This window comes from Streptomyces sp. NBC_00190, from assembly GCF_036203305.1.
Lineage (GTDB): Bacteria > Actinomycetota > Actinomycetes > Streptomycetales > Streptomycetaceae > Streptomyces.
On record NZ_CP108131.1, the window covers coordinates 8,561,417 to 8,579,706 of the forward strand.

Sequence of the window (18,290 nt, forward strand, 5' to 3'; positions counted from 1 at the left end):
CGGCTGCATGTGCCGCTGGCTCCAGATCGATGGTGTTGGTTTGCAGCCCGCCCGTCACGAGTAGGCGACTACCTGTCTCGTGATCTGGCGCTGCCAACGGTCTGGCGCCTGCGGACCATCGGTCACGGCTGATCCGTGATCTGGCCGCTCCATCGTCGGAGTCGCGGTTAGGATCCGACGATGGAGCGAGCATGGCCGCTCACCGGCCGTTCCGAAGAGTTGCGGTTCATCGAGGCCGTCGTTGGGCGCGCTGGGGAGGGGCGGGGCGTTGTGCTGGCCGGCTCCGCCGGAGTTGGAAAGACCCGGATGGCACGTGAGGCGCTGCGGGCTGCCGGGCGGCGGGGAGCGACGGTCCGGTGGGCTGCGGCGACGGCTTCGGCACGCGGCATACCGCAGGGAGCCTTCGACGCGTTGCTGGGGCGGCTGGGAGGCGACCCGACCCAGCTCCTGCGGCAGGCGAGCGACGTGCTGTCGGTGGGCACGGGACATGCCGGGGTCGTGATCGGAGTGGATGACGCCCACCTGCTCGACGACATGTCGGCGCTTCTGGTCCATCGACTTGCGCTGCGGCCCTCCGTGCAGATGTTCGTGACGATCCGCAGTGGAGAACCGGCACCCGATGCGATCACCGCATTATGGAAGGACGGCCCTCTCGATCGGTTGGAACTCCAGCCGCTGGCGCGGGCCGAGATGGCCGCTCTCCTGGAGGCCGTGCTCGAGGGACCACTGGACAGCGCCGGGATCGCCCGTATGTGGGATCTGGCCCAGGGCAACGCTCTGTTCCTGCGGCAGCTCGTCGACGGTGAGAGGGAGGCGGGGCGCCTACGCGCCAAGGACGGGCTGTGGTCCTGGGACGGGCAGGTGGCGCCCTCACCGGGTCTGGCCGAACTGGTCAGGACACGCATGGGCGCCCTGACCGAACCGCTGCGCGACGTCGTCGACCTCCTGGCCCTCGGCGAGCCCCTGGGCGTCCCGTTGCTGGCCCGGCTGACCGACGACGCGAGTGTGGAGACGGCGGAGACACGCGGCCTTGTGAGCGTGGAACGCGACGGGCGGAGACTGAGCGCACGACTGGCGCACCCGCTGTACAGCGAGGTGCGCCGCGCCGACATCGGGCGTCTGCGGGCCGAGCGGTTGCGCGGACGCCTGGTCGCTGCCATGGCCGAGACCGGTACCCGCCGCGCTGGGGACACCTGCGAACGGCCATGCTGGCCGTCGACTCCGGACTCCGCCCCGACCCCGAGTTCCTCACCAGAGCCGCCCGCGAGGCGGTCGAGCTGCTCGACCTCTCCCTGGCCGAGAGGCTGGCACGGGTGGCCGCCGTCGGCGGAGGCGGCTTCGAAGCGCAGCTTATCCTCGCCACCGTCCTCAGCTGGATGAGCCGTAGCGCGGAGGCCGAGCTGGAGCTGGCACGGCTCGATGGACTCGCGTGCGACGACACCCAGCGGACGCAGGCAGCGGTGGTGACGGCAGGCAACCTGTTCTGGTCCTCGCGCCGCCCAACCGACGCCGAAGCAGTGCTCGACGGCGTCGAGGCGGTTGTGACCGAGACCGCGGCCCGGCAGGTGGTGACCGCCTTCCGAGCCGCCTTCCACGCAGGTCTCGGCCGACAGAACCAGGCGATCGACACCGCGCGCCTGGCCCTGGCGGCCCCGGACCTTCCCGGACAGGCTGTGATGCTCGCGACGTGGGGTCTGGTCATCGGGCTGGGTCTCGTCGGCCGGACCGATGACATCGGCTCGGCCGCCGAGCCCGGCTACCAGGCGGCGCGCAGGTCCTTCGACGCCGCGATCCTGCGGGTCGGGCTGAGCGAATTCCATCTGGGGGCGTTGCTGATGGCAGGAGATGTCCACGGGGCCGAGCAGATCGCGCTCGAACGCTGGGAGGAGAGTACGAACGCCCCCAGCCAACCGTTGTTCACGCTCGCGCTGCTAGGGAGGGTCGCGCTGGCCAGAGGGAAGGTAGTTGAGGCGGCACGCGGATTAAGGGAGGTCTGCGCCGGGATGCGGGAGACCGACACGGTCGGCTGGTTGTACCGAAATCTGTTGTCCCTCGCCCAGGCGCTGGCCATGGCCGGGGATGCCGCCGCAGCAGGGCGGTTCCTGGCCGAGGCCGAGTCCCAGGAGCATCCCGCCTTCAGCTTTCTGGCTCCCGAGCTGATCCTGACCAGGGCGTGGGTCTCTGCTGCGCAAGGCGCGACGACCGAGGCGACCACACTCGCGCGGGATGCCTCCGTGCTCGCCCGTGACCGTGGCCAGTTCGGCCACGAGATGTTCGCGCTGCACACCGCGGTTCGCTTCGGTGACCGCTCCGCAGCCGAGAGGCTCGGCCAGCTGACAGCTCACCTGGACGGTCCTCGGGCGGACGTCGCAGCCGCCCACGCCTCCGCGCTCGCCGCCGACGACGGGGACGCCCTGCACGCGGTCTCGGTCCGGTGGGAGCAGATGGGTGATCTGCTGACCGCCGCTGATGCCGAGGCCCACGCGGTGACCTCCTATCTGGCACGGCAGCGGAGGGTCCGGCACAGGCCGCCACCGCCAGGACCCACCGGCTGGCCGAGGCATGCGACGCTGCCCGCACCCCCGCGCTAGTCGCCGCGATCCGGCCGCTGCCCCTGACCGACCGGGAACGCGAGATCGTCACTCTCGCGGCCAGCGGCCTGCCCAACCGCGAAATTGCCGCACGCCTGTTCCTATCGGTGCGCACCGTCGAAGGCCATCTTTATCGCGCGAGCACCAAACTTGGCGTCACCCGTCGCGCTGACCTGGGCCCCATAATCCAACGATGACAGCGGTGCTCGGGATCTCCAAGACGTAGTCGACGGCAACGCGCTACTTGGAGACTTCTTCATTGGGCCAGTTCGGGCCACGAGGTTGAACCTCGCGAGTGGACACCGGGTTTCATGCGATGAGTGGCAGCGTATGTGATGTGGCGAGTTGTTGTTCGCATTCGGTTGGTGTGAGGTAACCGAGGGCGGAGTGGCGGCGCCGCCGGTTGTAGTAGGCCAGCCAGCGGAACAGCTCGAGTCGAGTTTGTGCCTTGGAGACCCAGCGGCGTCCGTGCAGCAACTCACGCCTGAGACCCTGGAAGAACGACTCGGCCAGGGCGTTGTCGTAGCTCGAGCCGACCCGTCCCGTGCTGCGGAGGATGCCGTGCCGGCGGCAGACTTCGGCGAAGGCGGCCGCGCTGTATTGGGCGCCCCTGTCCGTGTGGAAGACGACGCCACGGACCCTTCCGCTGCGCAGGGGGGTATCTCGCGACAACTGAGTTACGTGGAAAGTTGGCCAGTGGCATCCGGATTCGGGCCTCTCGGCGCGCGTTAAAGAGTGAGGGCGTAAGAGCTCGTAACACGATCATGAGTCGGGCTTGTTGAGGGGTCTCCAGCAGATGAGGCTGCAGGCCAGGGAGACAAAGGCGTCGTGGAGTTCGGTGCGGCGTTCCCAGCGGACGGCGAGTCGTTTGAACTGGTGGAGCAGGGCGAAGGTCTGCTCGACGACGTAGCGGAGCTTGCCCATGCCCTTGTGTTGGGGGCGCCTCTGCGGGAGATGACGGGCAGGATCCGGCGTTTGCACAGCTCTTCCCGGTTGGGGTTTGATTCGTATCCCTTGTCGCCGAGCAGGGCGTCCGGGCGTCTGCGGGGCCGGCCGGGGCGGCCCGCGACGGGCGGGATGCCGTCGACCAGGGCGAGGGTCTGGGTGACATCGTTGACGTTCGCCGCGGTCGTGACGACTTTCAGCGGGGTCCCGCGTCCGTCGCAGATCAAGTGGTGTTTGCTGCCCGTCTTCGGCCGGTCGACCGGCGACGGACTGGTGTCGGTGCCCCCTTTTTCGCCCGGATGTGAGAGCCGTCCACGCACGCCCTCGACCAGTCGAGGCGGCCGGACGCGTTCAGCTCGGCGAGCAGGATCCGGTGCAGCTGGTCGAAGACCCCTGCCTGCTGCCACCGCTCCAGGCGCCGCCAGCAGGTCTGCCCCGAGCCGAACCCCAGCTCAGGCGGCAGGAGTTGCCACGCGATGTCGTTGTGCAGGACGTACAGGATGCCTTGCAGGCACAGCCGGTCCGCCACCGGCCGCGGCCCTGGCGACCTCGTCGGCCAGGGCGGCAGCAGCGGCTCGATCAGTGCCCACAAGTCGTCGTCCACGATCCACGGCCGAGTACTCACACCACCACGAACGGCCGAATCATCACACCGGTTACGCCCGACCAGCACATCTCAACAAGATCCTGTTACCAGCTCTATGGGCAACCGGAAGTTCGGCGCACGCCACTGCGATTGCCTGGAGGCAACCGGCGGAGAGCGCCCCTCCTGCTGGCTGCCGTCTACTCGTCGCCCCCGGTCTTGGTGGCTGGCTCGGAGGCGAAGCAGTCCCGGCACTCGGGGACAGCGGCAACCATGCGTTGGAGGCCGCCGCAGTTCTCGCACCGGGGGTGTGCGGTGGTGTCGCCGAGTTCCTCGAGGATGGCCTGGAGGCGGCGCACCGTGAAGTCCGCCTCGGAGATGGCGGCCGGGGCCCACTGTGACGACATCCACCGCAGTGGACCGAGAAAGGCCCGAGCGAGGCTGACGGCGGTGCTCGCGGCGTACGCCCATCCGTTGGTCGCGGCGCTGGGGTCGTCGGGCGCATCCTCGTGGGGAAGTCCGACCGACCAGGGCGGCACGGTCATGGTGAGGGAATCCAGCCGGTCACCGACGAAGCCGAGTTCGAACCAGGCGCGCCGGACCTGATCCTCTCACCGGCCAGCTCCTTCACGAGCGGGTAGATCCTTTTCCCGGCAGATGCGCCTGCGACAGATAGGCCGCGGCCCGGCGCAGGACCTGGTTCTCCTGCTCCAGCAGCTTGATCCGCCGACGTCCTTCCCGCAGTTCCTCACTCTCCTGGCTGGACGTTCCGGCCTTGGAGCCGTCATCGATGTCCGCCCGGCGCATCCATTTCCACCACGTCATCGGGTGGACTCCGAAGTCGGTGGCCACCTGCTCGACCGTCACACCCGGACCACAGTTCCTCGCGACCCGCACGACGTCCTGACGGAACTCTTCCGGATAGGGCTTGGGCACAGCGACATCCTTCCCACCTGCCCTACAGGGCAAGCCACTTCAGATGTCACCCGATCGTGCGGCAGACCCGACGGGCGTTTTCAGGATTTGGTGTCGATGGCTCTTGCCAGTGTGGCCATGACCTCGACTGCTTCGCCGTCGGTGAGGCCTTGTTCCATGCATAGGGAGTGCCATGTCGTGAAGGCCGTGGCATGGCCGATGACAGCCTGCCGGAGCGGATCGTGGGCCGTCGGCCAGGCATCGGCCAGTACCTCGATGTACTGCCTGGTCATCTTCTCGCGGGCCTCGCGGATCGATTGGGGCACGGCGTGTTGGTCGCGGATGACCAACGTCAGCATCTGCTCGCCCGCGCGGTAGAAGCGGTAGATGTCGGTTAGCCCGGCCGTCAGCCGCTCGAGGGGGTTCTCGATCGCGGCCCATTCCTCCGGCCGGGGCGGCCTCTGGCGCGACAGCCAGTGTCCTGAGCACGCCTCGAACAACGTCGTCTCGTCGGGGAAGTGCCGGTAGACGGTCAGCCGGGTGACTCCGGCGCGCTCCGCGATCGCCGCGATGCTCGTTGACGCTGGGCCGGCGGTGCCGTGCAGATGCACGGCGGCCTCGACGATGCGCTGCCGCGTCCGGCTCACGTCCTCGGCGCGCTTGCGCATCTCGTAGCCACGCGATTTCGGCGAACGCTTGTGTTCACTCAATTCTTGACGCCTCGGGGTTCGCAGTGGAGACTCTTTTTAAGAGAACATCAGTGTATCTCCAAAATGTGTCGGGAGTGATCGCCATGACACAACCGCTGGCCCCGCCTCTCACCATCGTCCGCCCCGGCGAGGGCACCGAGGGCTTCCTCGGCTCGATCGGGGTCGCCTTTAAACTGTGGGGTGCAGACACAGGAGGCGCGGTCTCCGTCGTCGAGCACCCCTTCCCGGTCGGAGCCCTGGTCCCGCCACACCTGCACACCCGAGAGGACGAGTACTCGATCGTCACCGAAGGCGAAATCGGTTTCCGTTCCGGCGACCGCGAAGCCGTCCTGGGCGTCGGCGGCTACATCACAAAGCCGCGCGGGGAACTCCACGCAATGTGGAACGCCGGCCGCGTCCCGGCCCGAATGATCGAGATCATCAGTCCCGCCGGATTCGAACACTTCTTCCGCGAGTTGGCCGAAATGCTCGCAGACGGGCAGCCGCCGCCCGCCGATGCGCTACCCGCGCTCGCCGCCAAGTACGGTCTCGAGTTCGGACGGCCCACCTGGCTGCCCGACGTCATCTCGCGATTCGGTCTGACGCCGCCACCCGGCGTCTGACCGGGGGCCGGCGCCGCCCAGACCCACTGGCCGGGCAGCGGTCTTCCCGGTGAAGATCACCTCCGGTGGCGTTGAGGATGGGGCCGCACGGGCGACATCGCCGATCCTGCTCGCGCCGGTGATGTCGACGCCTTCCCCAAGCCTCGGCAGGGAGGCCTGTAACCCCGGCTGCCCGAGCAGAAGGCCGGCGGGACCGGGCTCCCGCTTCCGCCCCGGGCAAGCCTCCTGACCGCCGGGCAAGCCCCGTGAGGGCCAGGCGGGCCAGCTTGGCGTGACCGCCGGGCAAGCCACCTTCGAACGGGGGCTTGCCCGCGGGCGCAGCAGCGCGCGGAGCTGGAACAGCACCACGGCGATCTCCCGCAGGCGGCCGCGGCGGGAGCCGGTTGACCCGCGCCGCGCCTGCGTCTTCGGCTGGCTGGCTGGCTGGTCAAGCGATGCAGCAGCTGTCCGCCAGTGTTGCGACGTTGCCGGGCCCTGGTGCGCGCGGTAGCGGCCGGGCGGGTACTTTACTCGGGTGAGTCTCCTTGATGATGTGGCCGAGCGCGACGGCTGGCAGTGCTGGGTGTGTGACGAACCGGTCGACCCCGACGAGTCGGTGAACGACCCGCGGGGGCCCAGTGTCGACAGCCGGACCACCGACCGGAAGGCCAAGGTCGCCGAGCGGCTCGCGCACCGCGGGTGCAACACCCGCAAGGGCGCGGTCAAGGTGGTCATCGCCTGGCCGGAGCGCCTGTACGTAGTCGAACCCGCGCCGCTGATTACCGTTGCCGAGAGGCTGGAGCGCAAGGGTGGCCGCGAGATGGTGGGCCGTTGCCCGACCAGGAAAGACGCCCAGGAGGCGGCTGATTGGCTGGTGGACCGCTTCTCCCGCCTGGTACCGGGGCTGCCGGTGACCGCCGACGTCCAGGCCGGAGGAGGCCAGTTCCTCGTCATCCTGGCCACCGGCCGCCGCTGACCGGGGATCCACCGCGCACGCTCGCCTCGAGCCTCCGCATCCCGCGCCGGCGCGGGGAGGGTTATACCGGAGGGCGGCTGAACGGTTGCCTGGACGGTTGCTTCCAGCGGCGGACCGCAGGTGTGACCGGACGGGCGGAGTGGGTGGAGATCACCAACACGACCCGCGACGCCATCAGCCTCCGCGGCTGGACCCTGCGCGATGACGACGGCAACCGGTACCGCTTCGACAACATCCGCATCAACGCCCGCGCCACGATCCGCATCCACACCGGCAACGGCCGCGACACCCGAACCGACCTGTTCCAGGACCGCCGCGACTACGTCTGGGACAACCAGGCCGACACCGCGACGCTGCGCGATGACCGTGGTCGCACGGTCGACACGGAGTCCTGGGGCCGGCGCCACCACTGACCGGGGTCAAGGTGTCGGCGGCCGCCTGGACGGCGGGCGGCCGCTGGCACCGCACCCAGTTGCGTGCCAGGTCCCGGCGGGCGTGGAAGCACGCGTTGGGCTGTCGCCGCGCCCGCGCTACCGCCGGCTTCTGGTCGTACTTCGTCGTGGTGTACCGGGCATAGACGTCACCGCGCCCCCCTCGCACACGCCATACGCCGGCAATGCGCAGGGAATCGTCGAGTCCCTGCCGCGGTCTTGAGCGCCGTGCAAGACGGGCGTGATCCCTGGACTACGCCCCCGTCGAGGGGTGGTCGGCCGTGGCAGGCCCGCTCCGCTGACCGGCGATGATTGATGCGTGCGGGCTGGGCAGTGGCGTCCGGCGGGTTCTCGGGGGTGGGGCAGTGATCGAGGTCGGGCAGCAGGGCGCGTTCAGCGTGAACAGTGTCGGCATGGAGCGCCAGCCGTTCCCATTGAGCTTCAGCGTCCGCGAGGCCGAGGGGCTGTGGCGGGTGAGCGCCGGTGCCGCCCAGGCGGGCGAGCTGGTCGACCTGCTCGTGGCCGTGGCGAACGACGCGGTGGCGGTGGTGTCGCTGGAGACCAACTCCTACCTGGATGAGGACTGGCATCCGCTGCAGCCCTCGCTGATCGCGGCCGAGCTCGGCGTGCCGTGCAGGGTTCACTCCCTCGGATCCTGGGCGTCCGGCACGAACGGACTCGCGGAGGAGTTCCTGGTGATGGACCGCGGCCTCCTGCCCCGTCTCCTCGACGGCACCTGGTCGCCGTACGAGCTGACTCTGATCGACGTGCCCGCCGACGTGACCACGGAGCAGCTCGACGAGCTCGCCCTCGTGCTCGGCACGACCGGCATTGATGAGCCGCTCCTGAGTCGCCTGGGAGACTCCCGGGTCTGGTTCTCGGGCCACGACGACTGCTACGTGTTGTTGGAGACCCGCGACCCCGCCCTGTCGGCCGCGGTCCTGGCGCGGCTGCTGACCCTGCTGGCTGGCTCCGCCCTCGCCGAACTCGCCGAGAAGCCTTTCTCGCACATTCCCGAGCCCGGGCCCTGGCTACCCGAGCAACTGATCGCCACCGCACCCCACTGGATCGGAGCCCTGGGCAACGTCACCGAGGATCTGGTCACCATCAGGCTGGCTGCCCTGCCAGGCCCGTGGCGGCTGGGCGTCTCGTTCCCGCAGCAGGCCGACCTCACCGCGACGCTTGACGTACGTCACGGCACCTGGCGGATCTCGCCCGCGGAGTAACGCGAGGAGCCACCCCGGCGAGGTGCCGGGTGTCAGCGGTAGCAGGTCACGCAGCCTACGGAGCGGCACCGGTGTGACCGAGCACAGTAGTTGGCCCGACCGGCCAACTACGGCGCAGCCGCAGGTGAGCATCCCGACCGTCGGCGCGGCGCGCCTGCTCAAACGCTGTCGATGCGGTCGAGCAACGCCTCGGCCTCGGCGGTGCGGCGGTGGTCCGGGCCGAAGGCGGCCAGGCAGGCGTCTTGGGCGGCTGTGACCAGCAGGCGGGCCTCGGCGCCACGCCCCAGGCCGAGGAGGGCGGTGGCCGTGGCCAGCTCGACGGCGCCGGTTTCCGGGCGGCGCTGCTCCTGGGGCAATCGACGGCGCAGCTCGTCGGCGCGCTCCGCCTCGGCGAGAGCCTCCTCGTGGCGGTCCTGGCCGTTGAGGCTGCGGGCCAGACCGAGACGCAGGACCAGGGTGAAGCGGTCCAGTACGCGATGAGCGGCAAGTGCCTCGCGCGCCAGCGCCTCCGCCTCCGGGTGGCGGCCCAGCGCGGTAAGGGCGTAAATCTGCCCATTGCGGGCGGCCGTTGCTATGAGCGGCATGTCCGGCCCTGCCCAGCGGGCTGCGACCCGGGCGACGGCCGCGCACTCTGCCTCGCATTCGGCGTGTCGGGCGAGTGAGCTCAGCGCCTGGGCGCGGTCCGAGCGCAGTTTCAGGGTCTGCGGGTGTTCGGCGCCGAAGATCCTTCCGAAGACCGGCAGCAGTGCATCGTATGTGGTGACGGCATCGGCATGGCGGCCTTGAGCGCCCGCAGCGAGCGCGGCGATACCCAGTGCCAACGGCGCGTACGTGTCGTCGCGCGGCCGGGACCGGGCCGCAGCCACGGAGCGTGCCTCGGCCTCAGCCTCGGCATAACGCCCCGCCTGGTACAAGGCCATGGCCTGGGCCAACGGGGTTCTCGTCGTCTGGCCAGCTTCGCCTCGGCCACGCCACCAAAAGAGTTTCATGCCCGGAGCATACGAATGCTGCGAACACCCACTCGGCAAGGCCTGGTGTATGGGTTCGAGCCCACGGGAGGCCAACTCAGACGCCACCCGGGCCAGATGGAACACTCGATGGACGCGGTCGCGGCCCACGTCGACGCTCTTCGCCGTCCCTCACCCTGAGCGCACGGACGTATGGGTGGCGCGGACCTTTGGACACCCGCCCGCCGACCCTCTACCGGCGGCGGCCCTGATGGCCCTGACAGCCTGATCAGGATGATCCACGCGCTACCCTGCGGGCCAACTATCACGCTCAGAGGCTTCCCAATGGAGAAGTCAAGCCGCAGAACCCGTGCTGATGGCCGGTAGCCTGACTGCCTGACAGCCACACCTTCCCTTGGAAAAGAAGTTCAGGATGCACATCCTGGAAGATCCATCCGAGCTCTCGGCACGCGCACAAGACCTCCTGCGTCGCTCAGCCCGGCGTGAGTGCCCCTCTCGGTTCGGCTGCCGATAGAGCTCTGGCAAGTGCGTGACCACTCGGGGAAACTCGTCCCCGCTCCCATGGATCTCATCATCCGATACGAGGGATTCGAGCAGAAGTTCGGAGGCCTGCGCTACGAGGTACGCCGTAGCTGGGTTGTGAACGGGGATCGGTACGAGACGGGCCTTACCCCCGGATTCTGAACACGTCTATGCGGCTTGGGTCAGGGTAGTTGCTGTTGGTTGGGAGTCGTTCTCGTAGGCGGTCGGAGATCGCTGGCCGAGGCGGGAGTGCCTGCGTCGGGTGTTGTATCGGGTCAGCCAGCGGAAGGCGTTGAGCCTGGCCTCACGCTCGCTCGACCAGGCCTTCCGGCCTTTGAGCGTCTCCCTCTTGAAGGCGGCATTGAAGCTTTCCGCAGCAGCGTTGTCCGCGCTGGACTCGACCGCGCCCATGCTCTGCCGGACCCCTGCTGACCTGCAGATCTCAGCGAAGGCCCTGCTCGTGTATTGGGCGAGTTCAACCAGTCGTTGCAACACCGGGCTGTTGCAGCGAGCGTAGCTGCTCTTCGAAGACCTCGGCCGGCGTCCGCCAGCCGAGGACCTTGCGGGGCCGGTTGTTGATCGCCGTGGCGACGGCTTCGAGGTCCGTGGACGACCAGCGGGAGAGATCAGTGCCCTTCGGGAAGTACTGACGCAGTAGCCCGTTCGTGTTCTCGTTTGTCGGTCGTTGCCAGGGCGAGTGCGGATCGGCGAAGAACACCTTTGTCCCGGTATCGAGAGCGAACTGGGCATGACCGGAGAGTTCCTTCCCACGGTCCCAGGTGAGGGTCTTGCGTAGCTGCTCGGGCAGCTGCGTCATCGACGTGGTGAGCGCCGCGTTCATCGCGATCGCGCCATAGCCGCCGAGCGGGGGGCCGTTCTTCACGGGCGGGCTCGCGCCCCAGCCATCGAGCCGAGGCAGGTGCACCAGGAGCGTGGAGCGGCTGCTGCGCTCGACAAGCGTGCCGATCGCGGAGCGGCCCGTCCCGATGATCAAATCGCCTTCCCAGTGTCCAGGGACCGCGCGGTCCCCGGCCTCGGCGGGGCGTTCACTGAGGATGACGTCCGCGGTGACATGCCCCTGAGGCCTGTTCTGCGACCGTGCACGGGGAACCCGCAGCGCCCGGCCGGTGCGCAGACACGTGACCAGTTCCCGCTTGAGCGCGCCACGGCCTTCGATGAACAGCGCCTGGTAGATCGCTTCGTGGCTGATGCGCATGGACTCATCATCGGGGAAGTCGACAGGGAGCCGGTGCGAGATCTGCTCCGGGCTCCATGCCGTCGCCCACCGCCTGTCCTGCCGATGCGGCTTGTTCAGCCCTTTCCACCCAGGCGTCTTTGGCCCGGTGACGATCATGCCGTCGGGGCGACGGACGCTGCCGGCGAGCCGCTCCTGCACGTACTCACGCAACCTTTCGTCGCCTGCGAGCTTCGCGGTCTTCGGGCGCTTCGCAGCCTGCTGCGCTTTCCACTGCGCCACCAGAGCCCGGTAGACCGGTTTGCCGCCCCGGGTCGCCGCGTTGCGGCGCAGCTCGCGTGAGATCGTGCCCGCGTCGCGGCCGGTCCTGCGAGCGATCTCCCGCACGCCGAACTCCTGGGCGCGCAGCAGCGCGATCTCCTCACGCTCAGCGAACGACAGATAGCGGCCGGTGGGCTCATCCAGGCTGATCGGCGGCATCCCGCCAGCGTGACGGAACCATCGGGTTCCGACCGGACATGAAACGCCAACAGCCACCGCGGCCTCTGCCGTCGTCACTCCCGACGCGATCCGCTGCCAGAAGTGGCGCTGCACTGCACGAGACGGCTCCGGCCGACCCGGTGAACGCATCGGCGGTCGCATCGCCCGATCCGCCGCCCACTGCCGTCGCGCTCCCGCAGGCGCCTTCGGCACCTTCTGCTGCTGGTCTTGTCCCATCGCACACCTCCGTGATCAAGGTGTTGCGACGACCAGTTGAATCCGCCTTGGGATCCGTGATCCGTGTGCATGACCGCTCCGGCCAGGCTCCCGCGGGTTCGCCCGGCTGCTGTCAGGGCGTCGGTGACGAGTTCTGTGCGCATGTGGTCGGCGATGGCCCATCCGGCCAGCCGACGTGAGGCGAGGCCGATGACGGTCGCGAGGCAGAGCGGCTTCGAGCCGCTGACCGGCAGATACGTGATGTCGCCGGCGTACTTCGTGTTCACCGCGGCCGCGGTGAAGTCACGGCCGATCAGATCCGGCGCCTTCGGCGCCGCCTGGTCCGCAACGGTGGTCCGGTGCCGACGCCGCAGACGGACACCCCCGACTCCGATGGTCCGCATAATGCTGGCGACGCGTTTGTGGTTGATCCGTTCCCCCTCGTCGCGGAGTTCCGCCGTGATCCTGGGGGCGCCGTAGGTGCCGTCGGAGTCCTGGTGAACCTTGCGTATCCGGGCCGCGAGCCCGGCCTCGGCGATCTGCCGGGCCGCCCTTGCGGCTGCGGTGCGGCGCCAGTAGCAGAAGCTCGGGCGAGAGATGCCCGGCATCGAACACAACCGCGTGACGCCGAACCGGCGCTGATGATCTCCAACGAACTGGCAGCGGTTCAGGGGTTGTCAATCAACTACTGCCTGATTTGATCTTGTTGTCGTGGTCGGTGATCACCTTTTGCAGAGCTTCGAGTGTGCGTGGTGGATGCGTCTGTGGGGTGAGTGTGGGGGTGAGGCCGGTTCCGGCGAAGGCCAGCAGTGGCCTGCTCGTCATGGCGTGGTAGCTCAGCGTGTTGCGGTCGTGCCCGAGGATCTTGCCCATCAGGGTCAGGGTGACGGTGTTGCGGCTTCTGAGTAGGGCGACCAGGACGCGGTGGCGGTGGTCGAGGATGCCGAATCCGGGGTTGCGGCCGCGCCGGTCCCGCCCTTCGCTCTGGCGCTGGGCCTCGGCCAGGATCTGGCGGCACGGTTCGAGCTGGAGCACGAGCTGGTCGAACTCCTCGCGTGTCAGGCCGGTCAGGACCGGGTGGGTGAGGAGGAAAGTCGCCTCGGCCGGGATCGGCGGCGGTGCTGGCTCGGGTGCGGACCGGGCAGCTTGTGCGGGGTCGTGCGGGGTGATCGTGTAGTTCCACTCGCCATGGAACTCGTCGCGGGTGACGCGCTCCGTGATCGCTTTGCGGTCGGCCCGGGTGAGTTTGCGGCCGGTGGGGTAGGTGTTCTCGTCCAGCGCGGCTTTGACGGTCAGTCCGGTGCGGGTCCGGGTCGCCGAAATCGTCTGGATCAGTACTTCGTAGCTGGTCAGGGGCCGGCCGCGCAGGCTGTGGGTGATGCGGGAGAACAGGCGGTGTTCGACCTTGTTCCACTTCGATGTCCCGGGCCAATGCCGTTGCTTGAGTTAGTGAACTATCGCGGGATGCAGCGTGATGACCTTGGGTTTGACCCGGCGTGTGGGTTGCCGGTCCCGGGTGTTGATCCGGTAGGAGAGCTTGGAGGAGTACTTCGAGTCCGGCCGCTTCAGGTGCCGGTCCGCCTCGCGTAGACGCCGGGTGCCGTTGTCCAGCTTGCGGTGCACCTTCGCCGCAAGTACGGCCAGGAACGTCTTGATCTTCTTGGGTGTGTCCGCGCACTGGCGGACCACGCTGCGGCGTGTGTGCTTGAGGACTTTGACGAACGACACCCGGTCCGGGTCGATACCGTTGTCGTCAGCCAGCTTCATGACGACCCGGGTCAGGCAGTGGTGCACCGTCAGATGCGCCCAGACCTCCTGCCGGACAAGGGCGGGGTCGCCAGAACGCAGGACTTCGGCCGGTCCGCGCTGGAACGTCTTGATCTGCCGAAACGCCGACTCCGCCTCCCATCTTTCCCGGTACAGAGCTGACAGCTCCGACGCCGGATACTCCACCGGGTCCAGCAGGTCGGTCAGCAGCCTGACCACCTCACCGCCGTTGACGCGGTACTCGATCACCCGGACCAGCACACCGCCGGGGTGCGCACCCTTCTGGCTAGGCCAGATTCATCCTCGCCGAGTAGGTGCCGTCAGCGAGATGCTCGACCGGACGGTGGGCCACGGGTGAACGGGCCCGGAGCAGGAGATGCGACCCGGCTTCCAGATACGCCTTCCATAAGGCGACCCCGGGAAAGTTGCGGTCCATGACCACGAGCATCCCGGCCGCTGAAACGGCCAGAGCAATCGCGAGTTCACGCTCGCCGCCGTTGAAGCCGCCCACCGCCGCGTCGATCTGCGCGTGGGTGCCGCACTCGGTCAGCGTCACCACCCTCACCTGGGGAAAACCTGCCGGGTGGCCGTTCTTGACCGGCCCGCCGAACGCGGCCCGGTTCACCTTCGTGTCCGGTGCGTCCAGCACGAACCCGTCTACCGCGGCCAGCCGCATCCCGCGGTAGAAGGAGTCCTGCAGTCCGACCGGCGCCAACGGGCCGGCCAGCTCCCGGAACACGCCCTCCAACACCAGCGGACCCAGACGCCCGCGCGCCCGGGTAAACGACGACTTGTTCGGAATGCTTGCACTCAGCTCTGGGACGCTGCCGACCAGGTGTTCAGCGACATCGTCGTAGGAGTCCTGCTGGAACAGTGCCAGCGCAAGGGTGAAATAGACCATGAACCCAGCGGGCAGAGCGCCGGGCTTCTTGTCCCGGACCCGGCACTTCTCCAGCACCCCGGCGACGAGTTCCGGAGTCACCCATCGGGTCACTACCCCCAGCCGCACATGATCGGACAACCCCACCCAAGGATGCATGCCCGGCCCAACGACCCCGCCCCTCCAGCGTCACTGCGAACTGCTTGACGAGTTCAAGCAACGGCATTGTGTCCCGGGCGGGAAGTGGGCGACGGTGACGGACAAGCCGGACTCGTCGGCGAAGACGGCGAGGTCCATCTTGAACAGGTGGGAGTCGGCGGAGTTCGCTCCGCCGGAGTCCGCCGTGACCAGCAGCCTGCCAGCGCCGGGGTAGTCCGCCTTGCCCTGGTCGTTCCACCAGCGGCGCAGGGACTCCACCGCGAAGGCGGCGGTGTTGCGGTTGGTACCCACGTTCACCCAGCCGGTGTCACGTCCAAGGTCGTAGACGCCGTAGGGGATGGCGATCGGGGTGTCCGGCCCGGTGAAATCATGGTCCGGAGCGGTGATCGGATCGCCCTTTGGACGGTAGGTACGGCCGGGACGGGCGAACTCGCCGATCGGTTCCTTCTGCTTCGCATCCACGCTCACCACGGGCAAGCCGCGGGCCAGGAAGAGCTCGGCGGCCGCGTTGATATGCCGGAACTGGGCGTCACGGTCCGGTGACTGCGAGCCGGCCCGGGTCTTGGCCATGCCCTGCAGACTGAACCCCATCTCCCGCAGCAGCCCGCCGACCACCGGAGCACTGACCGGATGCCCCGCATCGCTCAGCTCTCGAGCCAGGTCCCGCAACGACGCCGTCGTCCAGCGCAACGGAGACACCGGATCACCCACCTCCCGCGGCTCGATCAACGCCTCGAGCGCCGGCCGGAGGCCAGGGTCCCGCTCAGCAGCCGACCTGCGGCCACCACCTGGCCGACGCACCCGGCCCAACGACTCGGCCCCGCTGGCGAGTTCGGTGCATCCCCGCGCGACGGTCGACTCCGAGACCTCCGCCAGCCTGGCCACCGCCACGATCCCGCCGTGCCCCAGCGCCTCGGCCTCCGACGCCAGATACAAACGACGCTGCCGCTCATCCAGATGCGGCAACAACGCCGCGAACTTCACGTCCAGGACCGCCAGGTCCTCCTCAGAAATCCCCACAACAGACCACGTATCACGGTACGTACGGCAGCCACACCGAAAACCGTCAGTAATTCACTGACGGCTCCTCACCAGCGCGTCTCCCCGGCGAAATACCGGGCCGCCTTGCGGAGGATGTCGCGCTCTTCCTCCAGCTCACGGATCCTCTTCCGCGCCGCGGCCAGCTCCACGCCGGCACCATCAGCCTGCGCAGCGGCCGGAGGCGCGGAGTGGGCACCGGGGCCGCGGCCGTCGGCGGCCCGGATCCAGTTCCGCAGCGTCTCGGTGTTCACCCCGAGATCACCAGCGACCGACTTGATCGTCACTCCCGGACGCGACCGGTACAACGCGACCGCGTCCGCCTTGCACTCGGCGGGGTAATGCTTCATCCCCACGGGGACTCCATTCTCCTGGACCATCAAGATCCAAGTCTCTCCGGTGTCCAAAACCCGGGGTCAAGGCCCGGCTGCTCTCGCTTGCCCTGGAGGCGCTCAGGCTTGGAACCACCGTGGTCCTGGATTTCGGATGCTGGTCTCGTGTTGAGAGGTCCGCAATCCGATGGCTGGCGGTTGCCGGTGGACCTGGAAACCCAGCGCGCGAGGATCGTCCGTCGCCAGTCGCTCACTCCGGATCAGACCTTCCCGATGAGCGAGGCGGACCTCTTGAACTGGAGGAAGCTGTTCGAGGAGCCGGATGCTGCAGAACTCGATGGGGATGAGATTGGCCCCCGCCTCCTGATTGGCAGGGTTGGCCCGAGTGGGCCGCCGATCGGTGGCCATCTTTCAGTGGTCGTTAAGTCCGACTTCTCTTCGTTCGTGATCGCTCGATCGTGGTACTGATCGCGGTCCGGCCTGCCCGATGGGCATGTCCATGTTGAGATGCGGGGCGTGAAGAGAGAGCCGTATCTCAGCGACTTGTCGGACGGGCAGTGGGCGTTGATCGAGCCGATGATCACGGCCTGGAAACAGGGCCGGGTGGCGCGGTCGGCGACCGGGGATCCCGGGTCTTGTGACCTGAGGGAGGTCGTGAACGCGATCTTCTATCAGAACCGGACGGGCTGTCAGTGGCGCATGCTGCCGCATGACCTGCCGGCCTGGTCGGCGGTGTTCTACTCTTCAGGTTGTGGCGCGAGGATGGGCTCGACCAGCGGATTCAGGAACTCCTGCGCTGCCAGGTCCGGGAGAAAGCCCGCCGATTAGAGGACCCGTCCCTCGTGATCATCGACACCCAGTCCGTCCGCGCCGCGGCGGGTTTCCCCAGGACCACGACGGGGCTGGACGCGAACAAGAAGGTGTCGGGGCGCAAGCGGGGACTGGCCGTCGACGTGCTGGGGCTGATCATCGGCGTCGTCGTCATGGCCGCCTCGGCGCACGACAACGCCGCCGGCACCGCCCTGCTCGACCAGGCCGCCGAGCGGTGCGGAATGCGCCTGGAGAAAGCCCTGGTCGACCAAGGCTTCAAGGAAGCGGTCATCGTTCACGGCGCACTGCTGGACATCGGCGTCGAGGTCGTCCGCCGCAACCCTGCCGACCAGGGCAAAGGGTTCGTCCCGCAGCCCAAGCGGTGGGTGGTCGAGCAGACGAATGGCACGCTGATGCTCCACCGGCGCCTGACCCGTGAGTACGACCACCGGCCTGACACCTCCGCCTCGCGCGTCTACTGGGCCTCCACCGCGAACATGGCCCGGCGCCTCACCACGCCCACGCCGGCCTGGCGCGACACCATCGGGCTGGCCGCGTGAACATCACCGAACTCCTGGTGGACCTTCACATCCGGGAGAACGAGGCCACGGCCCGGGCGGACGAACTCCGCAATCAGATCGCGCACTTCACTGCCATTCTCACCGAGACCGAAGCGCATCTTGCGGACCTGGCCACCACCCGCAAGATCATCGCCGAACTCGCACCGACCGGGACCGAACCCGATCCACCTGAGTCGAGCACTGCCTACCAAACCATCGTGAACACTTTCAACCAGCACCCCGACCAGGTGTTCCGGGCCCGCGAGCTGCACGAACTCCTCGGCATGCCCACCGACGAGGCATCCGTCAACATCACCCGCAGCCGCCTCAGACGCCTCACCCGTCAAGGCTTCCTCACCCAACCCGGACGAGGCCGCTACCAGAAACGGACTTAACGCCCACTCA

16 protein-coding genes and 7 pseudogenes are annotated in these 18,290 nt (G+C 68.3%); 9 read left to right on the forward strand and 14 right to left on the reverse strand.

All coding sequences use genetic code 11. The annotated features are described in order from the left end of the window. Positions 1-180 precede the first annotated feature (180 nt). Together OG429_RS39775 and OG429_RS41725 are read left to right on the forward strand one after the other, a co-directional pair. Positions 181-1,380, forward strand: coding sequence for an AAA family ATPase (locus OG429_RS39775; protein WP_328930104.1), 1,200 nt, complete (start codon positions 181-183; stop codon positions 1,378-1,380). A gap of 1,234 nt (positions 1,381-2,614) precedes the next feature. After that, positions 2,615-2,788: a response regulator transcription factor gene (locus OG429_RS41725; protein ID WP_443051324.1), complete on the forward strand. Its 174-nt coding sequence runs from the start codon at positions 2,615-2,617 to the stop codon at positions 2,786-2,788. A 112-nt stretch (positions 2,789-2,900) separates the two neighbouring features. Here OG429_RS41725 and OG429_RS39780 read toward each other — a convergent pair. The 5 genes and pseudogenes from OG429_RS39780 to OG429_RS39800 all read right to left on the reverse strand — a co-directional run. Beyond that, positions 2,901-3,242 (reverse strand): annotated as a pseudogene (locus OG429_RS39780) (integrase core domain-containing protein); the annotation flags it as partial. A gap of 111 nt (positions 3,243-3,353) precedes the next feature. Then, positions 3,354-4,161, reverse strand: a pseudogene (locus OG429_RS39785) (IS5 family transposase). A 158-nt stretch (positions 4,162-4,319) separates the two neighbouring features. Beyond that, entirely contained in the window at positions 4,320-4,664 is a 345-nt protein-coding gene (locus OG429_RS39790) for a hypothetical protein (protein ID WP_328930105.1), read from the reverse strand. 82 nt (positions 4,665-4,746) lie between these two features. Then, positions 4,747-5,055 carry a transposase gene (locus OG429_RS39795; protein WP_328930106.1) on the reverse strand — a complete coding sequence of 103 codons (309 nt, stop codon included), beginning with the start codon at positions 5,053-5,055 and terminating at the stop codon, positions 4,747-4,749. 80 nt (positions 5,056-5,135) lie between these two features. Continuing rightward, positions 5,136-5,744 (reverse strand): TetR/AcrR family transcriptional regulator, encoded by a 609-nt coding sequence (locus tag OG429_RS39800; RefSeq protein ID WP_328930107.1) that lies wholly within the window; start codon positions 5,742-5,744, stop codon positions 5,136-5,138. Between the two features lie 83 nt (positions 5,745-5,827). On the opposite strand from OG429_RS39800, the gene OG429_RS39805 reads away from it, so the two are divergent. The 4 genes from OG429_RS39805 to OG429_RS39820 all read left to right on the forward strand — a co-directional run bounded on the left by OG429_RS39805 (position 5,828) and on the right by OG429_RS39820 (position 8,958). Then, a complete protein-coding gene (locus tag OG429_RS39805; RefSeq protein ID WP_328930108.1) occupies positions 5,828-6,346 on the forward strand; it encodes a cupin domain-containing protein in 519 nt (172 codons plus the stop codon). 514 nt (positions 6,347-6,860) lie between these two features. Further along, the gene (locus OG429_RS39810) at positions 6,861-7,301 is read left to right on the forward strand and encodes a hypothetical protein (RefSeq protein ID WP_328930109.1); all 441 of its coding nucleotides are present in this window, start codon (positions 6,861-6,863) and stop codon (positions 7,299-7,301) included. 122 nt (positions 7,302-7,423) lie between these two features. Then, positions 7,424-7,714 (forward strand): lamin tail domain-containing protein, encoded by a 291-nt coding sequence (locus OG429_RS39815; RefSeq protein ID WP_328930110.1) that lies wholly within the window; start codon positions 7,424-7,426, stop codon positions 7,712-7,714. 383 nt (positions 7,715-8,097) lie between these two features. Continuing rightward, positions 8,098-8,958 carry a hypothetical protein gene (locus OG429_RS39820; RefSeq protein ID WP_328930111.1) on the forward strand — a complete coding sequence of 287 codons (861 nt, stop codon included), beginning with the start codon at positions 8,098-8,100 and terminating at the stop codon, positions 8,956-8,958. Between the two features lie 158 nt (positions 8,959-9,116). Here OG429_RS39820 and OG429_RS39825 read toward each other — a convergent pair whose 3' ends face one another. The 9 genes and pseudogenes from OG429_RS39825 to OG429_RS39870 form a co-directional block, all read right to left on the reverse strand. Next, positions 9,117-9,878, reverse strand: coding sequence for a tetratricopeptide repeat protein (locus OG429_RS39825; RefSeq protein ID WP_328930112.1), 762 nt, complete (start codon positions 9,876-9,878; stop codon positions 9,117-9,119). A gap of 738 nt (positions 9,879-10,616) precedes the next feature. Continuing rightward, positions 10,617-10,919: pseudogene (locus tag OG429_RS39830) on the reverse strand (integrase core domain-containing protein); the annotation flags it as partial. Positions 10,920-10,923: 4 nt separating this feature from the next. Then, positions 10,924-12,285, reverse strand: a complete 1,362-nt coding sequence (locus OG429_RS39835) for an IS30 family transposase (protein ID WP_328930113.1) — start codon at positions 12,283-12,285, stop codon at positions 10,924-10,926. Continuing rightward, complete coding sequence (locus OG429_RS39840) at positions 12,198-13,010, reverse strand: IS3 family transposase (protein WP_328930116.1); 813 nt, start codon at positions 13,008-13,010, stop codon at positions 12,198-12,200. Before OG429_RS39840 ends, OG429_RS39835 begins: the two co-directional genes overlap by 88 nt. 10 nt (positions 13,011-13,020) lie before the next feature. Further along, positions 13,021-13,767 (reverse strand): annotated as a pseudogene (locus OG429_RS41730) (ISAzo13-like element transposase-related protein); the annotation flags it as partial. An 18-nt stretch (positions 13,768-13,785) separates the two neighbouring features. Continuing rightward, positions 13,786-14,355 (reverse strand): hypothetical protein, encoded by a 570-nt coding sequence (locus OG429_RS39855; RefSeq protein ID WP_328930053.1) that lies wholly within the window; start codon positions 14,353-14,355, stop codon positions 13,786-13,788. A gap of 37 nt (positions 14,356-14,392) precedes the next feature. Then, positions 14,393-15,145, reverse strand: coding sequence for a transposase domain-containing protein (locus tag OG429_RS39860; protein ID WP_328930114.1), 753 nt, complete (start codon positions 15,143-15,145; stop codon positions 14,393-14,395). Between the two features lie 69 nt (positions 15,146-15,214). Next, a pseudogene (locus tag OG429_RS39865) lies at positions 15,215-16,159 on the reverse strand (ISAzo13 family transposase); the annotation flags it as partial. 74 nt (positions 16,160-16,233) lie between these two features. Then, the gene (locus tag OG429_RS39870) at positions 16,234-16,533 is read right to left on the reverse strand and encodes a transposase (protein ID WP_328923253.1); all 300 of its coding nucleotides are present in this window, start codon (positions 16,531-16,533) and stop codon (positions 16,234-16,236) included. 77 nt (positions 16,534-16,610) lie between these two features. Here OG429_RS39870 and OG429_RS39875 point away from each other — a divergent pair. The 3 genes and pseudogenes from OG429_RS39875 (at position 16,611) to OG429_RS39885 (ending at position 18,280) form a co-directional block, all read left to right on the forward strand. Further along, a pseudogene (locus OG429_RS39875) lies at positions 16,611-16,940 on the forward strand (AAA family ATPase). A gap of 91 nt (positions 16,941-17,031) precedes the next feature. Then, positions 17,032-17,885: pseudogene (locus OG429_RS39880) on the forward strand (IS5 family transposase). Further along, on the forward strand, positions 17,882-18,280 hold the full coding sequence (locus OG429_RS39885) for a hypothetical protein (RefSeq protein WP_328923252.1): 399 nt from the start codon (positions 17,882-17,884) through the stop codon (positions 18,278-18,280). Before OG429_RS39880 ends, OG429_RS39885 begins: the two are co-directional and overlap by 4 nt. Positions 18,281-18,290 lie beyond the last annotated feature (10 nt).